This window comes from Endozoicomonas sp. 4G (genome assembly GCF_023822025.1).
GTDB lineage: Bacteria > Pseudomonadota > Gammaproteobacteria > Pseudomonadales > Endozoicomonadaceae > Endozoicomonas_A.
Genome location: NZ_CP082909.1, coordinates 1,592,382 through 1,612,266 on the forward strand (window position 1 = coordinate 1,592,382; position 19,885 = coordinate 1,612,266).

Below are 19,885 nucleotides of genomic sequence, written 5' to 3' on the forward strand. Positions count from 1 at the left end.
TCGTTATCAGTCCTTTGGGACAACAGCTTTTAATGGCTTATCAGCGTCTACTCCATTCTTCTTTGCCTTTGCTGTTCCCGGTAGTGGATCAATTCATCCAACTCCACATGGGAAAACAAATACAGTTAATGTAAGCTGGGCAGCGAACTAAGGCAGAGAGTATAAGGCGGGCTTTTCTCACCTGCCTTCCTGTACATACCCAATCTTCAAGTGATAGCTTTCAGGTAAATTTTTATAAAAATCAGACAATTTTTCTATAATTTGTCCTACTGGTGTTCCTTTTGATTTTTCAGCTTCATAAAGTGCAATTCTCTGTTTACGGTAGGCACCTGCTTCCGACTCAAAACGACTTTTGTAGCCTTGATCAGTCACAGGCGTACCATCCAGATAATATGTATCCTTCAGCAAGCCGCTCTCTGGGAGCTTCACAAATAGGAGATCCTGCCCATACGCCAAGTTTTTTGCGGTTGTTTCTGCTAGTCCTGAGTCACTCATATACAGGTTTAGCATTCTGTCATTGAATGCTTGTTTGGTGCCTATCTGAGACAAATTCTTTGCTGTTTCACTGATCTGAACTTGAACTTCCTCTTTGCTTGTAGAGGTCTTAGGTACTGTAAGAGGGTTCTTTACTATACCGGCAGCGGCTGCATTGTACCGGTTAGTTAAGATTGAACCAATTTCCATGAAGGTATCCTCTAAATGTTCTGATGTTGTTTTTATCGTTCAGCATTTCTTTTGTTTTAGTAAGGTGTTTGATTTAATGGGTGCCCATCCGAAAGCAGCAGCTGCTCACAGGCCTTAGACATGGCTGCCCATCGGTTGAGTTGACTTGTTGCGAATCATGTCTGACAGTCGGGGAATCATTCTGCCCCCGGAAATTCGATCCTTCAGATATCTGGAGAATGACACGCCATGTAATCTGCACGTCTTTTTCAGACTGGCAAATGTATCCCGACACTTTCGACCGAGAGCGTTTCGAGTACCACCGCTGATCTTGCGCCGTTTTACATACTCCCTGATCTGCCGCTCACAAGAGGCAACCATGGATGCTTCAGTATCAGCAACAGTTCCTCCCGTGCCCTGTGAAGCTTGACCAGAACATGACGAAGATCAGAGTAGTCAACCTGCGTTGTCACCCAATAGTCAAAGTCTTGCTCAATCTGATTTTTTTTGGCTTCTGTCGGAGCCTGACAATAAGCCTCAACATCATCGTACAAATACCAGAATTGCTTTTCCATCCAGTCACGGGCTGCCCGCTCTTGTTTGTTGGCAGGAATCAGCTTTGCCAGGGGGCGGCTGGCGTGGAACCAACACAGAGAGTGCGGAAATGCGGTGTCGAACTGCCGGGCACCATCACTATGAATGACCATAGTTTCCGGAAAGCCGTTGTTCAACAAGCCTGCTTTAAGCACAGCTTCTGTTGCCTTGCGGCGTTGCTCTTTGGCGAACAGCTTGTGATCATTCAGAAAGGCTTCCCAGGCAGAGGCATCCAGGAAGTGGGTCTCACCATAAGCAGACAGGATATCAACCCACTTGCCGGTCATCTCCACCTGCTTCATGTAGTCAAGTGCAACGGAGTTGAGTACGTGAGATCGACGCTTCCCCTGAAGCAAAGTCAGGAAATTAATGCGACTCTTGCTGGCAGTTGAAGCGAACACGGTAAAGGTCTCATTGCCGATCACTGTACAATAGCCGTTTTTGCCATCATGCCTGGCTCCAGTGTCGTCTACGAGCAGCGCACGGGAGCAGGCAATACCTGTTTCGAGAATTTCTTCCCGTTCTTGGTGAAATGGCTCGTGTCCATGTATCAGCAAGTCATTGAGTTTTCCCTCGGAGATTGGACAACCATGGCTATGTAACCAATCGAGCAGCAAAGGCTGGGTGACACTGCAAGAGTGATAAAGATCAAGCACCATGGCGGTAAGGTTGTCTCCAAAGCGACCTTTAACATGAGCGGGCAAAGGAGCAATGACTGTTTGGCCTTCGGTTGTGGTCCAGACCTCGCGACGGTAGCGTTTTGTCGTGAACTCCAGGTTTACATCAACATGGGTAAAGTTTTGATAGCCCTTGCGTTTCCAACTATCTTGCACACCTTCTGCCGAGCAAATTTCGTCCCTGACGCTAGAGGGAGAAGGCTTGGCGGTTTGGCCACGCTCTTGCGAACGGGGCCGCTTACTCTTTGGTGGCGATGTGTTGTCAGAAGCTGAGGCTGGCTTGCCGTCTTGGTTGTTTTTACCATCTTTCGGGGCTTTTTTATTCGGGCGAATTTTGGGTTGCCCCTTGAGTTTTTTCAGGTGCCTGACTTCCTCACGCAGGGAGGTGTTTTCGATGGTCAGCTTGTTGACCTTGTTGAGCAGGTTGCCGACAAGGGTTTTGAGTTCGCTGACTTCAGTTTCAAGCGCTGAGGTTTTCGACGGAGCCATGGGGTGGGTTTATGCCTGATCAGAATGGTCAAAGTATTGATATCAGTGGGTTGACATGCCTACAAATTTTGAGCAGTTACGGCACTCCACATGCAGGCGTTACACGGCTAAATCAAGCAATAGACCCACATCATGTTGATGTAGAGATAAAACAACGATTACGTGAAGATAGGAGGAGCAAATGAAGATCTACGGGGATATTCAATCTGGAAACTGCTACAAAATTAAATTGTTAGCATCGTTACTGAATATCGAACACGATTGGATTCATTTAGACATTCTCAAAGACGAAACTCATACAATAGAATTTCTCGTTAAAAACCCAAATGCAAAAATTCCGGTTCTGGAATTAGATGATGGACGTTGTATATCTGAATCAAATGCAATTTTAAACTATTTGGCATCAGGAACAGAGTTTCTATCAAGTGATCCATTTGAATATTCGAAAATTCAACAGTGGCAGTTTTTTGAACAGTACAGCCATGAGCCATTCATTGCAGTAGCTAGATTTATCGCAAAATATCTCCATTTGCCCGATGATCGTAAAGCAGAGTATGAGTCAAAGCAAGAAGGTGGGCACAAAGCACTTCAAGTAATGGAGCAGCAACTGCGAAAAACACCTTACCTTACAGGAAATAAATTTACCACAGCCGATATTTCATTGTATGGTTATACTCATGTTGCCGATGAGGGCGGATTTGATTTAAATGAATATCCAGCAATTATGTTATGGATAGGCCGCATACAATCACAGCCAAAATACATAGGTATGGAGTAATCGCCGTGTAACGAATAAGGATAGATTGCGCTTAGCCGCAATATTATCCTGTTGTTGCACGAGCCTGGGTTGAATTCTGGTAAGGAAGGTCTTGGGACTCACCCGGTTCATGCTTCGAGGATGGCCTAAGGTCAATGCTCAGTAAAACGTCATCATTACCGGTCCTACTGGCGTGGGTAAAACCTGGCTGGCCTATGCTCTTGCGCAAAAAGCCTGTCGTGACGGTTACACTGATGATCACCAGCCAAATGCCAGTCGAGCACTGACATGAACTGATCGGTGGTCCGAGCCTTGCGGATGCCATTCTGGATAGGCTGATTCACAACGCTCACAGGGTTCCCCTGGAGGGTGAGTCACTCCGCAAGAAAGGGGGAAAACTGGCAAAGTACGAACATAAGTCCTAAGCTCCATTCCGATGCGTCGCTGCGCTCCGAAAGAGGGGGTGGCCGAATGCACCGGAATTAGTGGCCGGGTACTAACGGAATGGGTGGCCGAATGCACCGGAATAGCCACAGCGGTCTGATAAGTTTCCGAGCATCGCAGTGCCCGATGGTAACAGATGCCGTTTATCTTAACGGCAGGAAGATTAATATCAAGCCCAGACAAGTCTTCTGCCAGGACGTCTTGCTCCGCTTGGGCAAAAAGCCTGTGAAGTTCATTTTCATAATCTTCAAGACGCTGGATTGGGTTGTTCTGCTGGCGAAGAGCGGCCAACTTGTGCTCAAGCTGCTGGATTGCGTGACAAGAAAAATTGGCGGCTTGGGTCAGTGACTGACATACTTCCATCGGGGCGGCCTCTCACTGGAATGTTGTGGTATCAATAAACATCATACCGGTGTTTGGCCGTCCCCAGTTGTCATGTCAGATAGAATTTGTTGATGCCCTTCATCCCTTGGCCTGCAAGCACTGAAAAAATGGTCAATATGAGACTTTCACCCAAATGCTTCCAGTTCGTTCCGGGGCTTCGCCCCCTCCACCCGACGCCGCCTGCGGCGGCGCGGCTGAAGCAGGCGTTAGGTTTCTCTATACCATCTCTTATTGTCTGATATGCTCAACGCACAAGAAATAATCATAGGGTGTACGCATGAACCACGATAGAGACACAGACGATTTCTGGAATGCCATCAGTCGCATAGAGGTCAGTGTCAAAAACTCACAGGACGATATTAGGAAGCTGTACCTGCATAGCGCACGGCAGGAAATAGCTATTGAGTCACCCAATGAAAAGATTGACGCTAACCAGCAAGAGAGTCGGCTCATGTTCGCTCGGATAGAAAAACGTTTTGACGAACACGACAAACGGTTTGATAAAATAGAAGACTCTCTCACCATTATCGTAAACCACCTTTAGAAATAACCACGCCACCTAACAACACGCTCAACTAGGGCGCACATACTGTGCGTCCGTCAGCTTTGCGTTATGCGGTTTCACTCAAAGATCAAAATACAAGAGAGGATGCAGTTTGAATATTTTTCTATATGTAACCACAGTTCTAATTTGGGGTAGCACTTGGGTTGCAATATATTTTCAACTTGGCGACGTTCCAGTTAATGTTTCTGTCTTTTATAGATTTGCTTTAGCGGGAATTCTATTTTTACCAACACTCATTTTTTTGAGAAAGCTTCAAACAACAAGAATACAAGATCATAAGTTAATGCTATTACAAGGCTGCTGTCTTTTCTCGCTTAATTTTATCTGCTTCTATAATTCAACAATTTATATTTCAAGTGGGCTGTCTGCTGTTGTTTTCTCACTTGCTACGATTTTCAATGCAATAAATAATAAAATATTTTATAAAGAAGAAGTGCCAGCAAAGGTAATGATAGCAGCATTTTTAGGTAGTTCAGGGCTACTAATATTATTTTTACCTGAATTGTATAATGAAGAAATTTCGATAGACACGATAAAAGGAATTATATTCGCTATTCTGGGTACATATTTATTTTCACTCGGCAATATGCTTTCAAAGAAAACAACAAGTCTTGGATTGTCACCTATTACAACAAATGCATACGGTATGTTTTATGGTGCAATTATCTTATTCATAATTCTGTTAGTAATGAAGCAACCATTAGTTTTCAGTTCAGAGCCAGAGTACATTGCTTCATTAATGTATTTAAGTATATTTGGTTCAATTGTTGCCTTTACTACTTATTTATCATTAGTAGCTCGCATAGGTGCAAATAATGCTGCATATAGCACAGTTATGTTCCCGGTTATTGCATTGTTTTTATCAAGCATTTTTGAGGGTTATGAGTGGCACTTAGCCAGCATTATGGGTATTGCTCTTACTGTTTTAGGTAATTTGGTCCTTCACATGAATAAGTCAACATTTTTGCGTGCAAAGCCTGAAAGTACCGCATGACAAAAAAATCAAGTTCGTTCCGTTGCTGCGCAGCTCCATCGGACGCGCCTGGCAGCGCGGCTGAAGCTGGCATTAGGTGCTTTACCAAATAAATAAAGTAATCAAGAATGGGGGTAATATTTTTTGAGCATTTAAGAAGAACTGTACGAAGCTGCAAAAGACCTAATTGAGAAAAGGTATCCTCAAGGTTGGGGAGGTGCTGCAGCCATTCGAACAATATCAGGAAAAATTATTACAAGTGTTGCTCCTGACACAAAAAATGCCGCTCTTGGACTGTGTATGGAAGTAGGAGCTTTTTTGGAAGATCATAAAATCAATGAAGCGGTAACACATTCTTTATGTATCTTCAGAGAGAATGAGACTTCGGATTTTATGGTTCTTAGTCCCTGCGGTATTTGTCAGGAGCGCTTGGTCCACTGGGGTGGTAGTGTTCAAGTCGCAATTACCAATAAAGAAAATAAGTTAATCTTTAAGTCCATTAGAGAGCTTCAACCATTTCATTGGTCTGCAGTAAATGGAGAAGAGCTTTAGTCAAAAATCAGCAGCGCCCCTAACAAGTGCGTGGTGTCGGTAGCAAGCTGGCCGGGGCGCCACTTGCAGTCAGGTGCCAGGATATATCCGACTTTCAAAAATATCTGGTTTTGTAAATGAAAAATATATCTGATTTTGAGCCACTTATTAAATTAGCTGTATCAAAATTACAAGATGCTGTGCCTTCAAACTATATTTCATATGGTCAAGTCGCTGCTGTTATTGAATCAATGAATGGCAATTATTACTCTGGTGTTTGCATTGATACAGCCTGTTCTATGGGCATGTGTGCAGAGAGAAATGCTATTGGGACCATGCTTACCGAAGGTGAGTATCAAATAAGAAGGTTAGTCTGCATCAAATCAGATGAAATCATTTTGCCTTGTGGTGGTATGTGTCGTGAATTTCTTATGCAGCTACACCATAGCCACAACAAAATTGAAATATTGATAAATCGATCAGGTAACATAGTAACGCTGTCTGAGCTGTTGCCAGCCTGATGGGGGGAACATCAACACACAGCAAGCAAATAACAAGTGCAGTCAAAAAGATGGCGCACTGCGTTCGCCACCCTTTTGTAAGCGTTATACAGCTAAACATGGCACAAAGATGATTTCCAAATTAATCAAATCAGATAAATTCAGAATACAGGCGTTGCAGTGTGTTCAAAGGTTGGAGTTACCTCAATGCTATATTGCAGCAGGTTTTGTCCGAAACTTAGTCTGGGATTATCTCCATGGGTTTGATAGTGCAACTGAATTGAATGATATTGATGTTATCTATTTTGATAGCAATGAGCGTGATCAAAATAAGTACATCGAGTATGAGTCAGCCCTGAAAAAAAATATGCCCAATTTAAACTGGCAAGTTCGCAACCAAGCTATAATGCACATCCGAAATAATGACAAACCATATAAAAACTCATTGGACGCAATGTCATTCTGGCCTGAAAAGGAAACAGCTGTAGCAGTTCGACTACTTAAAAATGGGGAGCTAGAATGCATTTCAGCTTTTGGTACCGATTCTTTATTCAGTTTAAAGGTCACTCATAACCCAAAACGTGCAAGGTCGGTCTTTAACCAAAGAGTTACAAGTAAAGGCTGGTTAGGGCAATGGCCAAAACTGAGAATCGCGGCATAACAAGTGTGTGGTGTCGCCAGCAAGGCTGGCTGGGACTCCGCCTGCACATGCGTTATGTATTTTAAACATTCGAGGAACATATGGAAATTAAAGTTAGACGCTCTGAAGCCTCTGATGCAAAAAAGATTAAAGAAATTTATGAGTGTACCAATGCTTATAGCAATACGCTTCAGTTACCTGACCCATCATTAGAACTATGGGAAAAACGAATTTCAACTATACCGGATAATATTTACTCATATGTAGCAATTCTTAATGGTGAAATAGTTGGTAATATTGGGTTTGAGGTTTGTGTTAACCCCCGAAGAAGGCATGTTGCTTCTTTCGGTATGGGAGTAAAAGATGAGTATTTAGGGTTAGGTGTTGGTAGTAAACTACTTTCAACTGTTATAGATCATAGATCTTGCTGATAATTGGTTAAACTTATCGCGTTTGGAGTTAACTGTTTATATTGATAATCAAGCGGCAATTGGTTTATATAAAAAATTTGGCTTTGTCATTGAAGGGGAGTCAGTAATGTACGCATTTCGTAATGGAGAGTATGTTTCTGCTTACCATATGGCACGACTAAAAAATACATAGCAAGAGCATTTGGCGGACGGCGCTAGACGCGCCGCTGCTTATGCAAACGTTAGCTGCTACATATATTTGAGAGTTCAGTATGTTTATATTTCCAGATTCAGAAAAGAAACTAAAAGCGAGAATTAGTCGTTATAAATCTTCATTCATTATCAATCAAAGATCTGGAGCCAAGAACAAAGCTTCTCAGTGAGGCTTATTCTTTATTAAGTACACTACCAGGGCAACGCAGCTAACAAGTACAGTCAAAGGGACGCTCACTGCATTCGCACCCTTGCTGCAGGCGTTAGCCGTCTACTCAGCTGATGGATCACGCTTTGGAGCTAATGTTATAGTCCAGAAAACTGTAAGTGCTATTGATGCAGTCCAGTTTTGGATGAGTTTGAGGAGCGAGTCATAGCCTGTGCTTGTGGCACTTTGCTGTGGTAGGTTTGGTGTGTTTAATAAGTCAGGCCAATTTAGTTTGCCATAGGGTGCATATTTTTTTCCAGGTCCGAATATCAAAAAATTTTCTAATGCTGTAACACAGTTCTCGGCACCAGGCTTATACTCAGCCATCGCCACATGCATTCCCATGTTGAGATAATCTTGTTTTTCTTGATCGTTTTCGGAAATAGCTAACATTTCAACAGAATTATCCAGGTCATGTTCGGCAGCATATTCTCTCAGTGCAAATCCTGCAGAGCGAAGCGTATTGCCTGTTTCTGCAACATCAATAACTAACCATTTTTTTTGGAACCCTGAGTTTATTCGAAGATAGCTATCAAAATGTCTAAACAACTTTGCCCGACTATCATCGGAAGGAAATTCAGGAATTCCTATATTATCAAAACCAATAGGCTTGCAAAGCTTAAAGTTTGAAAGCGGAATCTGAACAGTGTCCTTTGCTTGTGTTTTCACTTGTAACCAGGCAATTACGGGTGCAGGGCTTCGACCAATCCCTATATATAAGTACTGATCAGGAGGGAATAAATAAATAATTTCTTGGGCAATCTGTTTAAGTTCTGCAAAGGTACAGTCATCTGGAGTTTCCTCTAAATCAAGTGCAGCAGCGTTTTGTTTGAAGGGAGGATCCATTGCAAAACATAACAAGTGAAGTTCAGATAGAATGCATTGAAGCAGAATCGTTAATATCACTAAAGTTTTGGTTTTCATCATATTCCCAATATGTTACATAGCCGAGAGAACGTACTCACAAGATAGTCCAAATGGCTAACAAGTGGTTCCAGCAGACGGATCCGGCTGCTGGAACCACAGGGTTATGTTGCAGCGGGCAAGTTCATCACAAATCTAAGGGAACTATTTCTTGCAAGAGTTATCAATTATGAGAAGGCATGGGTCGTTCACTGTTTTGTCAGGTCAAGGGGCAATAGTTCAAAAAATGACAAGACCAACATTTTCTGATTTCAAGAAAAAAGCTCTCAAAAACCCAAAAGTGAGAGCAGAGTACGAGGAGCTTGAGCTTGCGTATGAATTACGTGAGCAGCTTTTCGCCCCTCCACCCTCATACAAACCAATAAGTATGTAAAATAGGGAATTATAAGAATGGAGTTTGCTTTAGCTGTTTTACTGTTTGCAGTCTCAACAACTGTGACCCCAGGACCAAATAACGTAATGATAATGACATCTGGAATGAATCATGGAATTAAAAAGAGTTTACCTCATTTTATGGGGATTTGTTTTGGATTCCCTGCAATGGTTGTTGCAGTTGGTTTAGGGTTTGGAGTTATCTTTGAAAAATATCCAGTGCTACATGAAATTATAAAAGTCATTGGTGTTCTCTATCTTTTATATTTGGCTTATCTCATTGCGATCTCCTCACAAAGCTCACTTGAAAGCAATAAATCAAAGCCTTTAACTTTTTTGCAAGCCGCTATTTTTCAGTGGGCTAATCCTAAGGCATGGATAATGGCAACAGGTGCAATAGCCGCATATACAACATTAAATTCCAATGTTTATGTTCAGATTTTATTTATTGCACTATCATTTTTCGTTGTTGCATTCCCAGCAGTAGGTGTTTGGCTTGTCTTCGGTGCAAACTTAAAAAAGATACTCAAAAAAGCAGAACATCAACATAAATTTAATGTCTCAATGGCTTTGTTGCTTGTAATATCAGTAGTACCAATAATATACGAGTTGGTAACAGGCATCGTAACCTGACAAGTGGTTCCAGTACGTTCGCTATGCTCAACCGACCACCTCCGGCGGCGGCTGAACCAGGCGTTATGTGGCTAATACAAACCCCATGCAAAGGAGCCATAGATTGTATCAATATCATGAAAGTGATTTTCAGACAAAAAGAAATTACCATTGTCTACAGCAATGAATTTCTTGGCGATGAGAAGCATGTCTGGAATATGATAATAGAGCGCACAGCAAGAGAGTCAGACCTTGAAGAAAATCACTACCTTGAACAAATATACAATCTGGCAAACTGCCTCTGAAATAAACTGCTGTGCTTTTTGTGGTGAATCCTTATCAAGTTCCAAAGAGCAGGCTAACTTAGCAAATATGGTTCACTATGACAATTGTCATAGCAGGTGTGGTGGCAAATTATGAAAGCTCAAAAAAAGCCTCTTTCTAAAAAAATCAAGAAACTGCGACGTGAGAGAAAGATTGAGCAGAGAAAAAAATACGAATTTATTTTCATTAATGGAAAGCAGGTTAAAGTAAAGAAGGATCCAGAAATTGATGGAATACCGGTTGATGATTTCATTAAAAGAAATGCTGATCCTATATGGCTGCACCAGAATGAGTTATGGCACTTGATTGAGACAAAACAAGATGTCACAGCAGAAACTCAAAAATATGATGAAGATGAATCCGAAATCCCATTTTAAATAATGGTTTCACATCGAGAGCGCCATATAACAAATGCTTCCAGTTCGTTCCGTGGCTTTGCCTCTACACCCGATGCCGCATGCAGCGCGCGGCGTACGCACTTGTCCGCCAGTCACCTGATTAAAGAAGTCGCTGACTGTCTGGGTGAAATCCCCGATCACCGGCCTAACCACTGTCAGAATGGCATTCCTTTTGGCAACTTCGCCAAGTCCACTTTTGCCATGATGCAGATGAAAATGTCGTCGATGCTCCGCTTCTGCATCACTTACACGTCTTTATGCGTATATTCAGTGGGAGTCGCTGGAAAAACAAGCACTAATACCTATCCTTCAGAAGAGAATGCTGGCAGAATCTTGCTAGTTTTAGGCAAACAGGAAACGATTAGCGTTAGCGATAAGTGCTGTTCAGCTGTGTGGCAGTTGAGCGGTAGCGTGCCTGTCATATTTTGCGAAAAGGGTTTTTTACGGAGTGATCCCCCCCCTGTGTCAGGATAGTTGTCGCCTTTTTTGATTTTTCGTAACTATTCAGCCCCCCTGTAATCGACTGGTATTTTCGTGATTATGTGCCACTCTGAAGTACAGTTTCCTGGTCGTATGCCGCTATGAGTCAGCTTACTCCCGAATTTCAGATGATTGTCGCCCTCCTTGCCGTTGTGAATGAACTGCAAGAGCAGGTGACCGTGCTGAGCCAGCAAGGGGCAAAGCTGGAGACGGAGAACAAAGAACTCTCAGCTAGACTCAATACCAACAGCCGCAACAGCAGCAAGCCTCCATCCTCGGATGGATATGCAAAACCCAACGCCAAAGCAAAGGACTCTTTAGAGGCGACGGAGAGCGACCCAAAAGACGAAAAACCCAACCCAAAAAGCTTACGAAAGAAGTCAGGTCGTAAGCCCGGCGGCCAGAAAGGTCACAAGGGTTCTACGCTTCGACAAGCTGCTAAAGCAGAGCATACCCACTACCACCCTGTCATTGACTGCGAAAAATGCCGTTGCTCACTGCGTTCGGAAAAACGGTTAAGCTGGTTGAACGACAAGTGTTTGAACCCGGTCGTTTTGGTCACTTTGAAGTAACTGCTCATGTAGCAGAGGTCAAAAAGTGTAGCTGCGGTCATGTAACGCAGGCCAGCTTCCCCGAAGGCGTAGACTCTCATGTGCAGTATGGGCCTGTTACTCAGGCACTGGCCGTGTATCTTTGCCAGTATCAGCTGGTGCCTTACAAGCGCGCTTCCCAGTTCTTCATGGATATTTTCGGATTAGAGGTTAGCCCGGGTTCTATCTGCACCTTCCAGGAGAAGGCTTATAACCAGTTAGCCAGCACCGAACAGGCTATTGCCGATGCCCTCAAGGTAGAACCCATTGCCGGTGCTGACGAAACGGGCATGAGAGTAGCCGGGGCGCTATGGTGGATGCATGTCCTTCGTACTGAAAAATGGACGATGTATCACCTTGATCCCAGTCGAGGTCACTCCGCCATAGAGTCCATGGGCATCTTACTGGCCTTTGCTGGAATATTAGTTCATGACCACTATAAGGCTTACTTCCGTTATGCTGCACTTCATGCCCTCTGCAATGCCCATCACCTGAGAGAGTTACAGGGTGTTGTTGATAGGGACTGCAACCATCTTGCCGCACGTTTGCAACGGTTGCTGAGACTGGCCTGCCATCTCAGCAACGGTTTCAGAAAGATTGGCATGAAGGCTATGCCAGAAGTGATTTACCAGCGCATTGCCTCACTGTTCGAGCGGACAGCGAGAAGAGCGCTGGCTGAAGAAGCTGAGTATATGGAACGAGTACGACAACGGCTGGGTCGTGACAAAGTCAAAAATACCAAAGCCTTCAACCTGTTTAAGCGGTTGGTGGAGTTCAAGGACGAAACCTTGAGATTCATGACCGACCTCAACATCCCCTTCGACAATAATGGCAGTGAACGAGACATCAGAAATGGCAAGGTGAAGCAAAAAATATCGGGTTGTATCAGAAGCAAGAAAGGAGCGAAATGGTATTGCCGGATACGGAGTTATGTTTCATCGGCGAGAAAGCAGGGTCAGAACGTTTTCGAAGCCCTGCTTATAGCCATGAAGAATTACTGCGGTCATCCTTTGCTGGGTGCTGAATAGTTACGATTTTTCCTACTAATCAGGGGGCGGTCAGAGAGTGCCCAATGGCTCGTTATTCAGAAGAGTTAAAATTCAGCAAATGATGCCGCCCGACAATGTGCCTCTGAACAGGCTGAGAAGTGTCTGGAGAAGCGTAAAGAGCTGATGGACCAGGCCAAGGCAAGGAACTCAGAACGCTGGGGTAGTCGGTCGAATTACATAGGGGGTAAGCCTGAATGGAAAAATTATAAATTAACCGGGCGCTTGTAGATCAGCACTCGCTAATAAATGAAGCCGCAAGTTTTACGGCTTTGTTTTTGAGTTTTTCTACAGGCTCATTATGTGCTTTAATCAATCTCGCTATGAATCTGGTAGATCTTATCCAGTTCAAACGAAATTCTTTGGTCACATACCAGTCCGTGTCGTTCAGTAAAAATCAAGTCGTTGTCGATTACTCCCTGAACCATTCCGTCAATCACATGCTCGACAAGTACCCAGAATCGTTCTGGTTCAGCACACACCTTCACGAAAGAACCCTTTCTTACTTGAGCCAGTTCCCCTGGTGTTGGTGCTTTAAATGTCTCAGGGTGGTCGATAGCTTGTTGCTGTGCATTTACAAACATATTCTCTACTCCTAAATTAACCGGTACATAATAGCTGTTAGGTTTCTATACAAAAACGCCCCGTGACGCAGGGCTGGACACTTTTTCTATTGAATCATCAACATAGTCATAGTCGCCCGTTTCGCCAGTTTTTTCGACGACGAAATCTGCTGCTTTCTCTACTTTTTTCACTACAAAGTCAGCAGTATTACCAGTTTTGTCAGCAATATGTTCTAAAGTCCCACTGACTTTATCCTTTATATTTTCTAGCTTCGACATACAGATACACCGATATATTATTTTAAATATGTACTGCTGAGTAGCCGTCTGGAATTATAGACCATAGATTTTATGCCTTTCGGAAAAACCTGCACACAAAACATCAACTACGAAACCTAAATCGGGTAGCCGAAGGATTCTAACCTCCAGCCCCCCACAGCACGTAGCGTGCGGGTCTGCACTAGGATGGTGAAGCCTGATCCATAAGTCTTTCAGAGAAACAAGCCCAATGAGACTGCTTTAATGAGCAAGAAAGATTTTGAAAGTTTGCTTTCCCAACATGAGACTCTAGAAAAGGAAGAATCTATTAATTGGGAGCAACGAAAGCAAGAGTGGTTGGGTTTTATAAATAAATTTTATAGTTGTTTAGAAAACTGGTTTAAAGCATATAAGAAAAGTGAAAAACTTTCTTATGAGTATGACCATGTTTTTAACTGAGGATCATATTGGAAAATATGAAACTCGAATTATGCTGAACGCTATTTATTCAGGAGGGTGTCTCCAGACCACTGTAAGCCACAGCAAGTCCTGCTGGATTAATACAATAAGTGCAATCGACTGAAATTTCAGATGTGAGCCAGCTGCTGGCACATTCTGTAGCTCTCACACTCAGAAATGGAAGTCAGGAATGGGCACACAAACCAGACAATACAAGTACGGAGTAAGCATGACAATAGAAGTAATTCTTGCAGACTATTCAAATGAAAAACATGCTAATGACCTTGTTTCCTTATTAAACGATTATGCTATTGATCCAATGGGCGGAAATGAACCCTTGGATCAATACGTCAAAGAAAACCTGGCCAAAGAGCTTGGTAAGGTTGCAAGTGCTTTCAGCATTCTTTGTTATGTTGATGGCAAGCCTGCTGGTTTTGCAAATTGTTTCGAAGGGTTTTCAACTTTTAAATGTAAGCCTCTTATAAACATTCATGATATTGCAGTTAAAAATGAATATCGCGGAAAAAAGTTAAGCCGAGTATTACTTGATAAGATCGAGGAAATTGCTTACCAGAAGGGGTGTTGTAAAATTACTTTGGAAGTATTAGAAGGTAATAAGCCCGCTCAGCAAGCCTACCTAAAATATGGTTTTGAACCATATCAATTAAGCGGTGATAATGGTTGTGCTCAGTTTTGGCAAAAACAAGTAACACGTACTGTGTGAAAATCCATAATCCCGGGATCGTCGAAGAGCAGTGTTTTTTCATCGCATTAGCGGCTTAGTTCAACAAGTGGTTCCAGGTGGTGCCTACGGCACACCTGATCCAGGCGTTGAGCCTTTGAGATAAAGTGAATAAAAATATGAAAAATTTTGAATTTAAAAATAACATAAAAATTGATCTTCAAAACATATCAATAGTTGATAGAGGATTGAAATTAGTTTCTATATCTGACAAATATGCCAAAGAAATTTTTTGTGAGTTCTCGGAAGAAGTAACTCGTTACATGGCTCCCAAACCAACAGAAAATATTAATGAAACTCTTGATTTTATTTCTTGTTCAATTGAAGGTATGAAAGCCAAGCAACAGCTTGTTTTAGTAATTACATCGTTAAAAGATGAGTTTTTGGGGTGTGTCGCATTGTATTGTCGTGGCAATGCCTGCTCACCTGAATTGGGAGTCTGGGTTAAAAAAACAGCACACGGTAATGGGTATGGAAGAAAAGTTGTTAGTAGTCTTTTTCAATGGGCTTCGAATACTATCAATTTCAAGTATGCAATATATCCTGTTGATCGTAGAAATATAGCTAGCCGTAAAATTCCTGAGTCTCTTGGTGGTGTAATTTTTAAAGAAGCAAAAGTTACAACTGAATCTGGGAATGTACTAGATGAGGTTGTTTACCAGATAAAGGCCTAACAATTGCGGGCAAAGGGATGGCTTACTGGGTTCGCCACCCTTGCTGTCGGCGTTATTTCTTTTTACCATCATCAACCAGCAGTGAGTCGTTATGGAAATATTAAGTGAACGTCAAACAATGGATATAATTTCTCAGGGAAGGTCAGCATCTGAGTATGTTATTACAAATATGCTAGATGAGTTTGAAAAAAAACACCCTGGATTATATCGATTTATATATGGAGAACCATCCGATGCAATTGCAGAAATAAATCATGATATGGCAAATCTATATCTTGATTTATCATGCGATGTCTTATGGTTCTTTATTAAAGGTTTTGGAAATCCACCGGTAACGGGTAGTGAAAAATGGACGGAAAATCACATAGCATTAATTGATGGTGAGTTAAAATCACTTTCAGATGAAATACCGATGCCTGACAGGGTAAGAGAGAATTTACAAAGCAGGTTTGTTCAAAGAAGCATCGAAACAAATATTCAGGTTGAACTAATGGTTTACCTTAATTGTGAAGTTGCGAGATATTCGTCATTTAATAAATCCCGAGTAGAAGCCTCTCAGATCACAAGAAATTTTCTGTTTGTCTTAGTGCGCTTAATGGGTGATTTATACACAGAAAAAGCAAAAGCATAAATCGGGTGGAGGACTGGTCTTTCTCCAGTCCTCCACCCGATGCCAACGTCGGCGGCGCAGTTGAAGTTGGCGTTAGCTGCACCCGTAAAAACAAATATCGGAGTAAAAAATGGAAATAATAAATTTGTCCGAATATCTACCCCAATTGATCTCTATTTCAGTCATTGCAGTTTTGATGGCGATAAGTCCGGGTGCAGACTTTATAATGATTACTCGAAACAGTATTTGCTTTAGCAGAAGAGCTGGGGTATTTTCATCACTGGGTGTTAGTGCAGCATTATGGGTTCATATTGCATATTCAATCGCTGGACTTGCGGTGATAATTTCGAAGTCCATCGTCTTGTTTTCCGTACTGAAATATGCAGGAGCTGCCTATTTAATATACATTGGCTGGCAAACATTCAGATCGAGTAATGATATAGAGTTATCTCAAGCCAAAGGTTCCATGTCTTCTTTGTCAGCATTTAAGATTGGTTTTGTAACAAATGTATTAAATCCAAAAGCCCCCATTTTCTTTCTGAGTATCTTTACCCAGATAGTTACCCCTGATACACCGATAGTTATTCAAATAATTTATGGTGCAATAATATCAGCAACACACTTAATATGGTTCACTATCGTAGCTGTATTTTTTACACAGCCTAAGCTTCTTCAAATGTTCAATGACTCGAAAAATACTATAGAGAAATTTGTAGGCGGTGCTTTAATCGCTTTTGGTATTAAGGTTGCCACACACACAAGCAGCTAACAAGTGCAGTCAAAGGGGTGTTCACTGCGTTTGCATAGGAAACAATACTTTTACGATTAAAACCAGAAGAGCAACATTCTTTGATGATGCCTACAGGGAATTAACAATAAATAGAGGCTGAGTGTATAAATAGACTATGGAATTACATTTTCAAAGCGTTTTAGGGAAAGAGAATATTGGAGACTTCACATGGATACATCAAACAGGCTGCCAAGCTATTCTTGCTGACATGGTGTCTGGAACTGATGTCAACCAAGGTCTTCTGATACTGCGAAACTGGCTAAATGAGCAGCAGGATAATGAAGTGTTTAATCCCTTTTCTTTAATTAAACATATCCATACTCTTTTTCAGAGTGAAAATATTCAAGCTGCATTCGGTGTAATTACTAAGTCTGATTTTGGCTATATCTTCCACCATGTTGGGAATTTGAGATTGTTTAGTGTTTCAAAATCGGTCTCGCTACATCCAGATTCCGCAATACACTGTCAACCTACTGCAGTTTTAGGACAACCATCATGCCCCTCAGTAGAAGAACGCCATTTGAAGCCTCAAGATGAAGAGTTGCTAATGTTAACCAGTGATGGTTTAGACTTTTCAACACTGTGCGCAGCTGAAATAGATTACCACACTCTGAGATCTGGCAACCTTTATAGGCAGTTTTTACCTGCTGTTGCAGACAATGATTGGTCTGCACTAATATTTCCAGTATGCAAAACACAGACATATATACGCTCTGAGTGGCCCTATAACCCATTTGTAGGACCGCAGGAGGATAGATTTCATGAGCGGCGAGGACTTTCCGAACTAGCAACATCGCTTTTCAGTTGTAGGCAATTTGATGGGTTCAGAATAGTCTCATGCCCTCCTATCTTAAGTGATAGCTCTTCACGGCTGTTTGATGGTTTACTGATCTATCCATATGGAGTAATACCTCTAGAACTGAAAGACCATCACGGTGATATAAAAATAGATGTATCTACCTCAAAACGACAAAGTTTGTATATTACAAACAATAGAGGCACCCGTTCTTTTCCAAACCCCATTCATAAATTGCGAGAGGGGCTAAGACGATTCGGTGACTTACCAGCACTTAAAGCTCTTGATCCCCTACTAAAAAATACAGGAATAGTTGTATTCACATCGCCAAACGCTAGTGTCAAATGTATATACAATGATGAAATATACCATACTCCTTTTACACAAGCGGGTGAGGTGCTCATTGCTGAGAACAAGAATATTTCTGAAGCCTTAATTAGTTTTTGTAAAAAACGCTTCGGAAAAAAGCTCAAAGCTAGGCTTGATGAATCTGAAATTAATCGCATAGTGGATTTACTTGTTAGTACTCCTCCTATACAACAGAAAAACAGGCATTGGGTCGGAGACTATCAGTGCAGTGAAACTGAAAATATCAAAGAGTCTACTGATTACTACAAGGTTTATGAAGCTTGGGAAGATAGTGAGCTCTCATGGGCAAAATGTTTTTCATTTGATCATTTAAGTAGTGTCCACAGACAAGCTGAAATTCAAAGCTTGGGAAGAGAGGCGCAGATATTAAACCGACTGGGGAAGAAAAGACTTCATGGAGTCCAATACTATTGTGGCAAGGAAGTCACCGAAGATCATCTCTACATATTTCTAGAACCCGCTCCTGAATTAAACCTGACAGAATGGACAAATAAAAAAACATCCAGACAAGAGATTATTTCAATGCTGGTATCGCTGGCCAGAATTCTGGAAAGTATCCAATCTGTAGGTGAACCGGCCATCATTCATCGAGCGATTAACCCGGACAATATTAGAATTGGTGATGATGGAAAACCAATGCTAATCAACTTCGAATTGTGCCAGCTCGAAACCTTAGCAACCCTACCAATCAATGCCAGAAGAACTTTTGCGCAGCGCTATCAGGCACCTGAAGTAAATGAACCGGGACAAACTCTCACATACTCAGCAGACATCTATAGTCTTGGGTTGATTGCTTTCCAATTACTCAGTGGCCACTTACCTTTCAAGGACTCATCCAAAGAATTAATTGCTAAAGGTCGGCGACCAATATTTTGGAACAGCCTATGTAAGGATTTAGGTGTCGACAAATCAAACGCTCAATTTTTACAACGAATCTTACACACTATTGCAAGGCATAGGCCTGACATTAAAGAAGTCATCGAGGTATTCAGATCATGGTAGAACTGGCTATCAGAAACAGCGTAAGGTCGCCTGTTGCCAGCTATAAAATTGATAAAGTAATTTATTCAAACCTAACCACTGGGCGCGCGTTTTACAAAGTAAAGCATGCTCATTTACCCAGTAGTTTCTATGGCATGAAAGTCATTAAGGCTGATGATAGGCGTCAGGAGAAAACTATAAAAAATGAAATAGTCGCGCTTAATCGACTACCTTTTGGCATAACTGCAAAGTGCCACCATCACTGGCAGGATGAGAATAAGCACTTCTTGATAATGGACTGGATCGAAGGAACTCCACTATCTGAATACATAAATTCAAATACACAATCGTCCATCTTATTACAACAAAAAATCACAATTTCAGAGAAAATAGCCAGAAAAGTACACCAACTACATCGTTTTAGACTTTTACATAGAGACATAAAACCTGAAAATATTATTCTCCAATTTGCAGGAAGAAATGTAGCCGATGTGTATCTCATTGATTTTGGATCGTCCAATCAAAGTCGTGAAGCAGAGGAGGGTTCGTACCACTTTCGATCACCAGAGCAGAGTTATGCAAGAAATGTCAGACTTTCAGAGGCAAGTGATGTATTCTCACTATGCCAGGTACTTACGTATATTTTTACAGGTAGCCACTTAGAGCTAGAACCAAATTTTGATATGACCGATTGGGCATCAGAATTTAATAAACAGTTCTCATCACTGCCTAATCAACTAGAAGAACTACTTAGGAAAGGTTTGCTTTTTAAAGCCCACTCAAGAACACAGCAAGCTCAAACGATTGCCAATCAGCTTCGTCAAATATCCAGAATAATTAGATAGAGAG

Annotated in this window: 26 protein-coding genes and 2 pseudogenes; 23 read left to right on the forward strand and 5 right to left on the reverse strand. The window is 41.9% G+C overall.

The features are described 5' to 3' along the window. Positions 1–177: 177 nt before the first annotated feature. Positions 178–684, reverse strand: a complete 507-nt coding sequence (locus K7B67_RS06055) for a hypothetical protein (protein ID WP_252179461.1) — start codon at positions 682–684, stop codon at positions 178–180. Between the two features lie 320 nt (positions 685–1,004). Beyond that, the gene (locus K7B67_RS06060) at positions 1,005–2,423 is read right to left on the reverse strand and encodes a hypothetical protein (protein ID WP_252179462.1); all 1,419 of its coding nucleotides are present in this window, start codon (positions 2,421–2,423) and stop codon (positions 1,005–1,007) included. 181 nt (positions 2,424–2,604) lie between these two features. Between K7B67_RS06060 and K7B67_RS06065 the strand changes: the two genes are divergently transcribed. From K7B67_RS06065 to K7B67_RS23980, 10 genes and pseudogenes are all read left to right on the forward strand, one after another. Next, complete coding sequence (locus K7B67_RS06065; RefSeq protein WP_252179463.1) at positions 2,605–3,201, forward strand: glutathione S-transferase family protein; 597 nt, start codon at positions 2,605–2,607, stop codon at positions 3,199–3,201. Between the two features lie 145 nt (positions 3,202–3,346). Continuing rightward, positions 3,347–3,605: pseudogene (locus tag K7B67_RS06070) on the forward strand (ATP-binding protein); the annotation flags it as partial. 91 nt (positions 3,606–3,696) lie between these two features. Next, entirely contained in the window at positions 3,697–3,972 is a 276-nt protein-coding gene (locus K7B67_RS06075) for a hypothetical protein (protein ID WP_252179464.1), read from the forward strand. Positions 3,973–4,285: 313 nt separating this feature from the next. Next, on the forward strand, positions 4,286–4,552 hold the full coding sequence (locus tag K7B67_RS06080; RefSeq protein WP_252179465.1) for a hypothetical protein: 267 nt from the start codon (positions 4,286–4,288) through the stop codon (positions 4,550–4,552). A gap of 112 nt (positions 4,553–4,664) precedes the next feature. After that, positions 4,665–5,567: a DMT family transporter gene (locus K7B67_RS06085; protein WP_252179466.1), complete on the forward strand. Its 903-nt coding sequence runs from the start codon at positions 4,665–4,667 to the stop codon at positions 5,565–5,567. A gap of 141 nt (positions 5,568–5,708) precedes the next feature. Beyond that, positions 5,709–6,098: a cytidine deaminase gene (locus K7B67_RS06090; protein ID WP_256484854.1), complete on the forward strand. Its 390-nt coding sequence runs from the start codon at positions 5,709–5,711 to the stop codon at positions 6,096–6,098. 116 nt (positions 6,099–6,214) lie between these two features. Then, entirely contained in the window at positions 6,215–6,598 is a 384-nt protein-coding gene (locus K7B67_RS06095) for a hypothetical protein (protein ID WP_252179467.1), read from the forward strand. A 109-nt stretch (positions 6,599–6,707) separates the two neighbouring features. Further along, entirely contained in the window at positions 6,708–7,238 is a 531-nt protein-coding gene (locus K7B67_RS06100) for a nucleotidyltransferase family protein (protein ID WP_252179468.1), read from the forward strand. 80 nt (positions 7,239–7,318) lie between these two features. Further along, complete coding sequence (locus K7B67_RS06105) at positions 7,319–7,648, forward strand: GNAT family N-acetyltransferase (RefSeq protein WP_346658260.1); 330 nt, start codon at positions 7,319–7,321, stop codon at positions 7,646–7,648. Between the two features lie 22 nt (positions 7,649–7,670). Next, entirely contained in the window at positions 7,671–7,820 is a 150-nt protein-coding gene (locus K7B67_RS23980; protein ID WP_346658261.1) for a hypothetical protein, read from the forward strand. Positions 7,821–8,111: 291 nt separating this feature from the next. On the opposite strand, the gene K7B67_RS06110 is transcribed toward K7B67_RS23980, so the two are convergent. Beyond that, entirely contained in the window at positions 8,112–8,975 is an 864-nt protein-coding gene (locus K7B67_RS06110) for a hypothetical protein (protein ID WP_252179469.1), read from the reverse strand. A 148-nt stretch (positions 8,976–9,123) separates the two neighbouring features. Here K7B67_RS06110 and K7B67_RS06115 point away from each other — a divergent pair, with 148 nt between their 5' ends. The 6 genes and pseudogenes from K7B67_RS06115 to K7B67_RS06140 all read left to right on the forward strand — a co-directional run bounded on the left by K7B67_RS06115 (position 9,124) and on the right by K7B67_RS06140 (position 12,776). Continuing rightward, positions 9,124–9,345 carry a hypothetical protein gene (locus K7B67_RS06115; RefSeq protein WP_252179470.1) on the forward strand — a complete coding sequence of 74 codons (222 nt, stop codon included), beginning with the start codon at positions 9,124–9,126 and terminating at the stop codon, positions 9,343–9,345. Between the two features lie 17 nt (positions 9,346–9,362). Further along, positions 9,363–9,977 (forward strand): LysE family translocator, encoded by a 615-nt coding sequence (locus K7B67_RS06120; protein ID WP_252179471.1) that lies wholly within the window; start codon positions 9,363–9,365, stop codon positions 9,975–9,977. A gap of 116 nt (positions 9,978–10,093) precedes the next feature. Continuing rightward, positions 10,094–10,261, forward strand: a complete 168-nt coding sequence (locus K7B67_RS06125) for a hypothetical protein (RefSeq protein ID WP_252179472.1) — start codon at positions 10,094–10,096, stop codon at positions 10,259–10,261. A 111-nt stretch (positions 10,262–10,372) separates the two neighbouring features. Then, positions 10,373–10,657: a hypothetical protein gene (locus K7B67_RS06130; RefSeq protein WP_252179473.1), complete on the forward strand. Its 285-nt coding sequence runs from the start codon at positions 10,373–10,375 to the stop codon at positions 10,655–10,657. A 629-nt stretch (positions 10,658–11,286) separates the two neighbouring features. Next, positions 11,287–11,580 (forward strand): annotated as a pseudogene (locus K7B67_RS06135) (DUF6444 domain-containing protein); the annotation flags it as partial. Between the two features lie 62 nt (positions 11,581–11,642). Further along, positions 11,643–12,776 carry an IS66 family transposase gene (locus K7B67_RS06140; RefSeq protein ID WP_252179474.1) on the forward strand — a complete coding sequence of 378 codons (1,134 nt, stop codon included), beginning with the start codon at positions 11,643–11,645 and terminating at the stop codon, positions 12,774–12,776. A 326-nt stretch (positions 12,777–13,102) separates the two neighbouring features. Here the strand turns inward: K7B67_RS06140 and K7B67_RS06145 are convergent, their stop codons facing one another. Together K7B67_RS06145 and K7B67_RS06150 are read right to left on the reverse strand one after the other, a co-directional pair. Then, the gene (locus K7B67_RS06145; protein ID WP_252179475.1) at positions 13,103–13,378 is read right to left on the reverse strand and encodes a hypothetical protein; all 276 of its coding nucleotides are present in this window, start codon (positions 13,376–13,378) and stop codon (positions 13,103–13,105) included. A 45-nt stretch (positions 13,379–13,423) separates the two neighbouring features. Further along, positions 13,424–13,636 carry a hypothetical protein gene (locus K7B67_RS06150; RefSeq protein ID WP_252179476.1) on the reverse strand — a complete coding sequence of 71 codons (213 nt, stop codon included), beginning with the start codon at positions 13,634–13,636 and terminating at the stop codon, positions 13,424–13,426. Between the two features lie 243 nt (positions 13,637–13,879). Between K7B67_RS06150 and K7B67_RS06155 the strand changes: the two genes are divergently transcribed. From K7B67_RS06155 to K7B67_RS06185, 7 genes are all read left to right on the forward strand, one after another. After that, positions 13,880–14,074, forward strand: coding sequence for a hypothetical protein (locus K7B67_RS06155; RefSeq protein ID WP_252179477.1), 195 nt, complete (start codon positions 13,880–13,882; stop codon positions 14,072–14,074). A 190-nt stretch (positions 14,075–14,264) separates the two neighbouring features. Continuing rightward, entirely contained in the window at positions 14,265–14,798 is a 534-nt protein-coding gene (locus K7B67_RS06160; RefSeq protein ID WP_252179478.1) for a GNAT family N-acetyltransferase, read from the forward strand. 137 nt (positions 14,799–14,935) lie between these two features. Further along, positions 14,936–15,490, forward strand: coding sequence for a GNAT family N-acetyltransferase (locus tag K7B67_RS06165; RefSeq protein WP_252179479.1), 555 nt, complete (start codon positions 14,936–14,938; stop codon positions 15,488–15,490). Positions 15,491–15,581: 91 nt separating this feature from the next. Then, entirely contained in the window at positions 15,582–16,121 is a 540-nt protein-coding gene (locus K7B67_RS06170; protein ID WP_252179480.1) for a hypothetical protein, read from the forward strand. A gap of 109 nt (positions 16,122–16,230) precedes the next feature. Continuing rightward, a complete protein-coding gene (locus K7B67_RS06175) occupies positions 16,231–16,869 on the forward strand; it encodes a LysE family transporter (protein WP_252179481.1) in 639 nt (212 codons plus the stop codon). A 136-nt stretch (positions 16,870–17,005) separates the two neighbouring features. Continuing rightward, positions 17,006–19,057: an NERD domain-containing protein kinase family protein gene (locus K7B67_RS06180; RefSeq protein ID WP_252179482.1), complete on the forward strand. Its 2,052-nt coding sequence runs from the start codon at positions 17,006–17,008 to the stop codon at positions 19,055–19,057. Next, complete coding sequence (locus K7B67_RS06185; protein WP_252179483.1) at positions 19,051–19,881, forward strand: protein kinase; 831 nt, start codon at positions 19,051–19,053, stop codon at positions 19,879–19,881. Before K7B67_RS06180 ends, K7B67_RS06185 begins: the two co-directional genes overlap by 7 nt. Positions 19,882–19,885 lie beyond the last annotated feature (4 nt).

Coding starts and splice junctions, on each gene's coding strand:
- K7B67_RS06055 (WP_252179461.1), bottom strand. CDS start 684: ATGGAAATTGGTTCAATCTTAACTAACCGGTACAATGCAGCCGCTGCC.
- K7B67_RS06060 (WP_252179462.1), bottom strand. CDS start 2,423: ATGGCTCCGTCGAAAACCTCAGCGCTTGAAACTGAAGTCAGCGAACTC.
- K7B67_RS06065 (WP_252179463.1), top strand. CDS start 2,605: ATGAAGATCTACGGGGATATTCAATCTGGAAACTGCTACAAAATTAAA.
- K7B67_RS06075 (WP_252179464.1), top strand. CDS start 3,697: ATGCACCGGAATAGCCACAGCGGTCTGATAAGTTTCCGAGCATCGCAG.
- K7B67_RS06080 (WP_252179465.1), top strand. CDS start 4,286: ATGAACCACGATAGAGACACAGACGATTTCTGGAATGCCATCAGTCGC.
- K7B67_RS06095 (WP_252179467.1), top strand. CDS start 6,215: ATGAAAAATATATCTGATTTTGAGCCACTTATTAAATTAGCTGTATCA.
- K7B67_RS06100 (WP_252179468.1), top strand. CDS start 6,708: ATGATTTCCAAATTAATCAAATCAGATAAATTCAGAATACAGGCGTTG.
- K7B67_RS06105 (WP_346658260.1), top strand. CDS start 7,319: ATGGAAATTAAAGTTAGACGCTCTGAAGCCTCTGATGCAAAAAAGATT.
- K7B67_RS06110 (WP_252179469.1), bottom strand. CDS start 8,975: ATGATGAAAACCAAAACTTTAGTGATATTAACGATTCTGCTTCAATGC.
- K7B67_RS06120 (WP_252179471.1), top strand. CDS start 9,363: ATGGAGTTTGCTTTAGCTGTTTTACTGTTTGCAGTCTCAACAACTGTG.
- K7B67_RS06125 (WP_252179472.1), top strand. CDS start 10,094: ATGAAAGTGATTTTCAGACAAAAAGAAATTACCATTGTCTACAGCAAT.
- K7B67_RS06130 (WP_252179473.1), top strand. CDS start 10,373: ATGAAAGCTCAAAAAAAGCCTCTTTCTAAAAAAATCAAGAAACTGCGA.
- K7B67_RS06140 (WP_252179474.1), top strand. CDS start 11,643: ATGCCGTTGCTCACTGCGTTCGGAAAAACGGTTAAGCTGGTTGAACGA.
- K7B67_RS06145 (WP_252179475.1), bottom strand. CDS start 13,378: ATGTTTGTAAATGCACAGCAACAAGCTATCGACCACCCTGAGACATTT.
- K7B67_RS06150 (WP_252179476.1), bottom strand. CDS start 13,636: ATGTCGAAGCTAGAAAATATAAAGGATAAAGTCAGTGGGACTTTAGAA.
- K7B67_RS06155 (WP_252179477.1), top strand. CDS start 13,880: ATGAGCAAGAAAGATTTTGAAAGTTTGCTTTCCCAACATGAGACTCTA.
- K7B67_RS06160 (WP_252179478.1), top strand. CDS start 14,265: ATGGGCACACAAACCAGACAATACAAGTACGGAGTAAGCATGACAATA.
- K7B67_RS06165 (WP_252179479.1), top strand. CDS start 14,936: ATGAAAAATTTTGAATTTAAAAATAACATAAAAATTGATCTTCAAAAC.
- K7B67_RS06170 (WP_252179480.1), top strand. CDS start 15,582: ATGGAAATATTAAGTGAACGTCAAACAATGGATATAATTTCTCAGGGA.
- K7B67_RS06175 (WP_252179481.1), top strand. CDS start 16,231: ATGGAAATAATAAATTTGTCCGAATATCTACCCCAATTGATCTCTATT.
- K7B67_RS06180 (WP_252179482.1), top strand. CDS start 17,006: ATGGAATTACATTTTCAAAGCGTTTTAGGGAAAGAGAATATTGGAGAC.
- K7B67_RS06185 (WP_252179483.1), top strand. CDS start 19,051: ATGGTAGAACTGGCTATCAGAAACAGCGTAAGGTCGCCTGTTGCCAGC.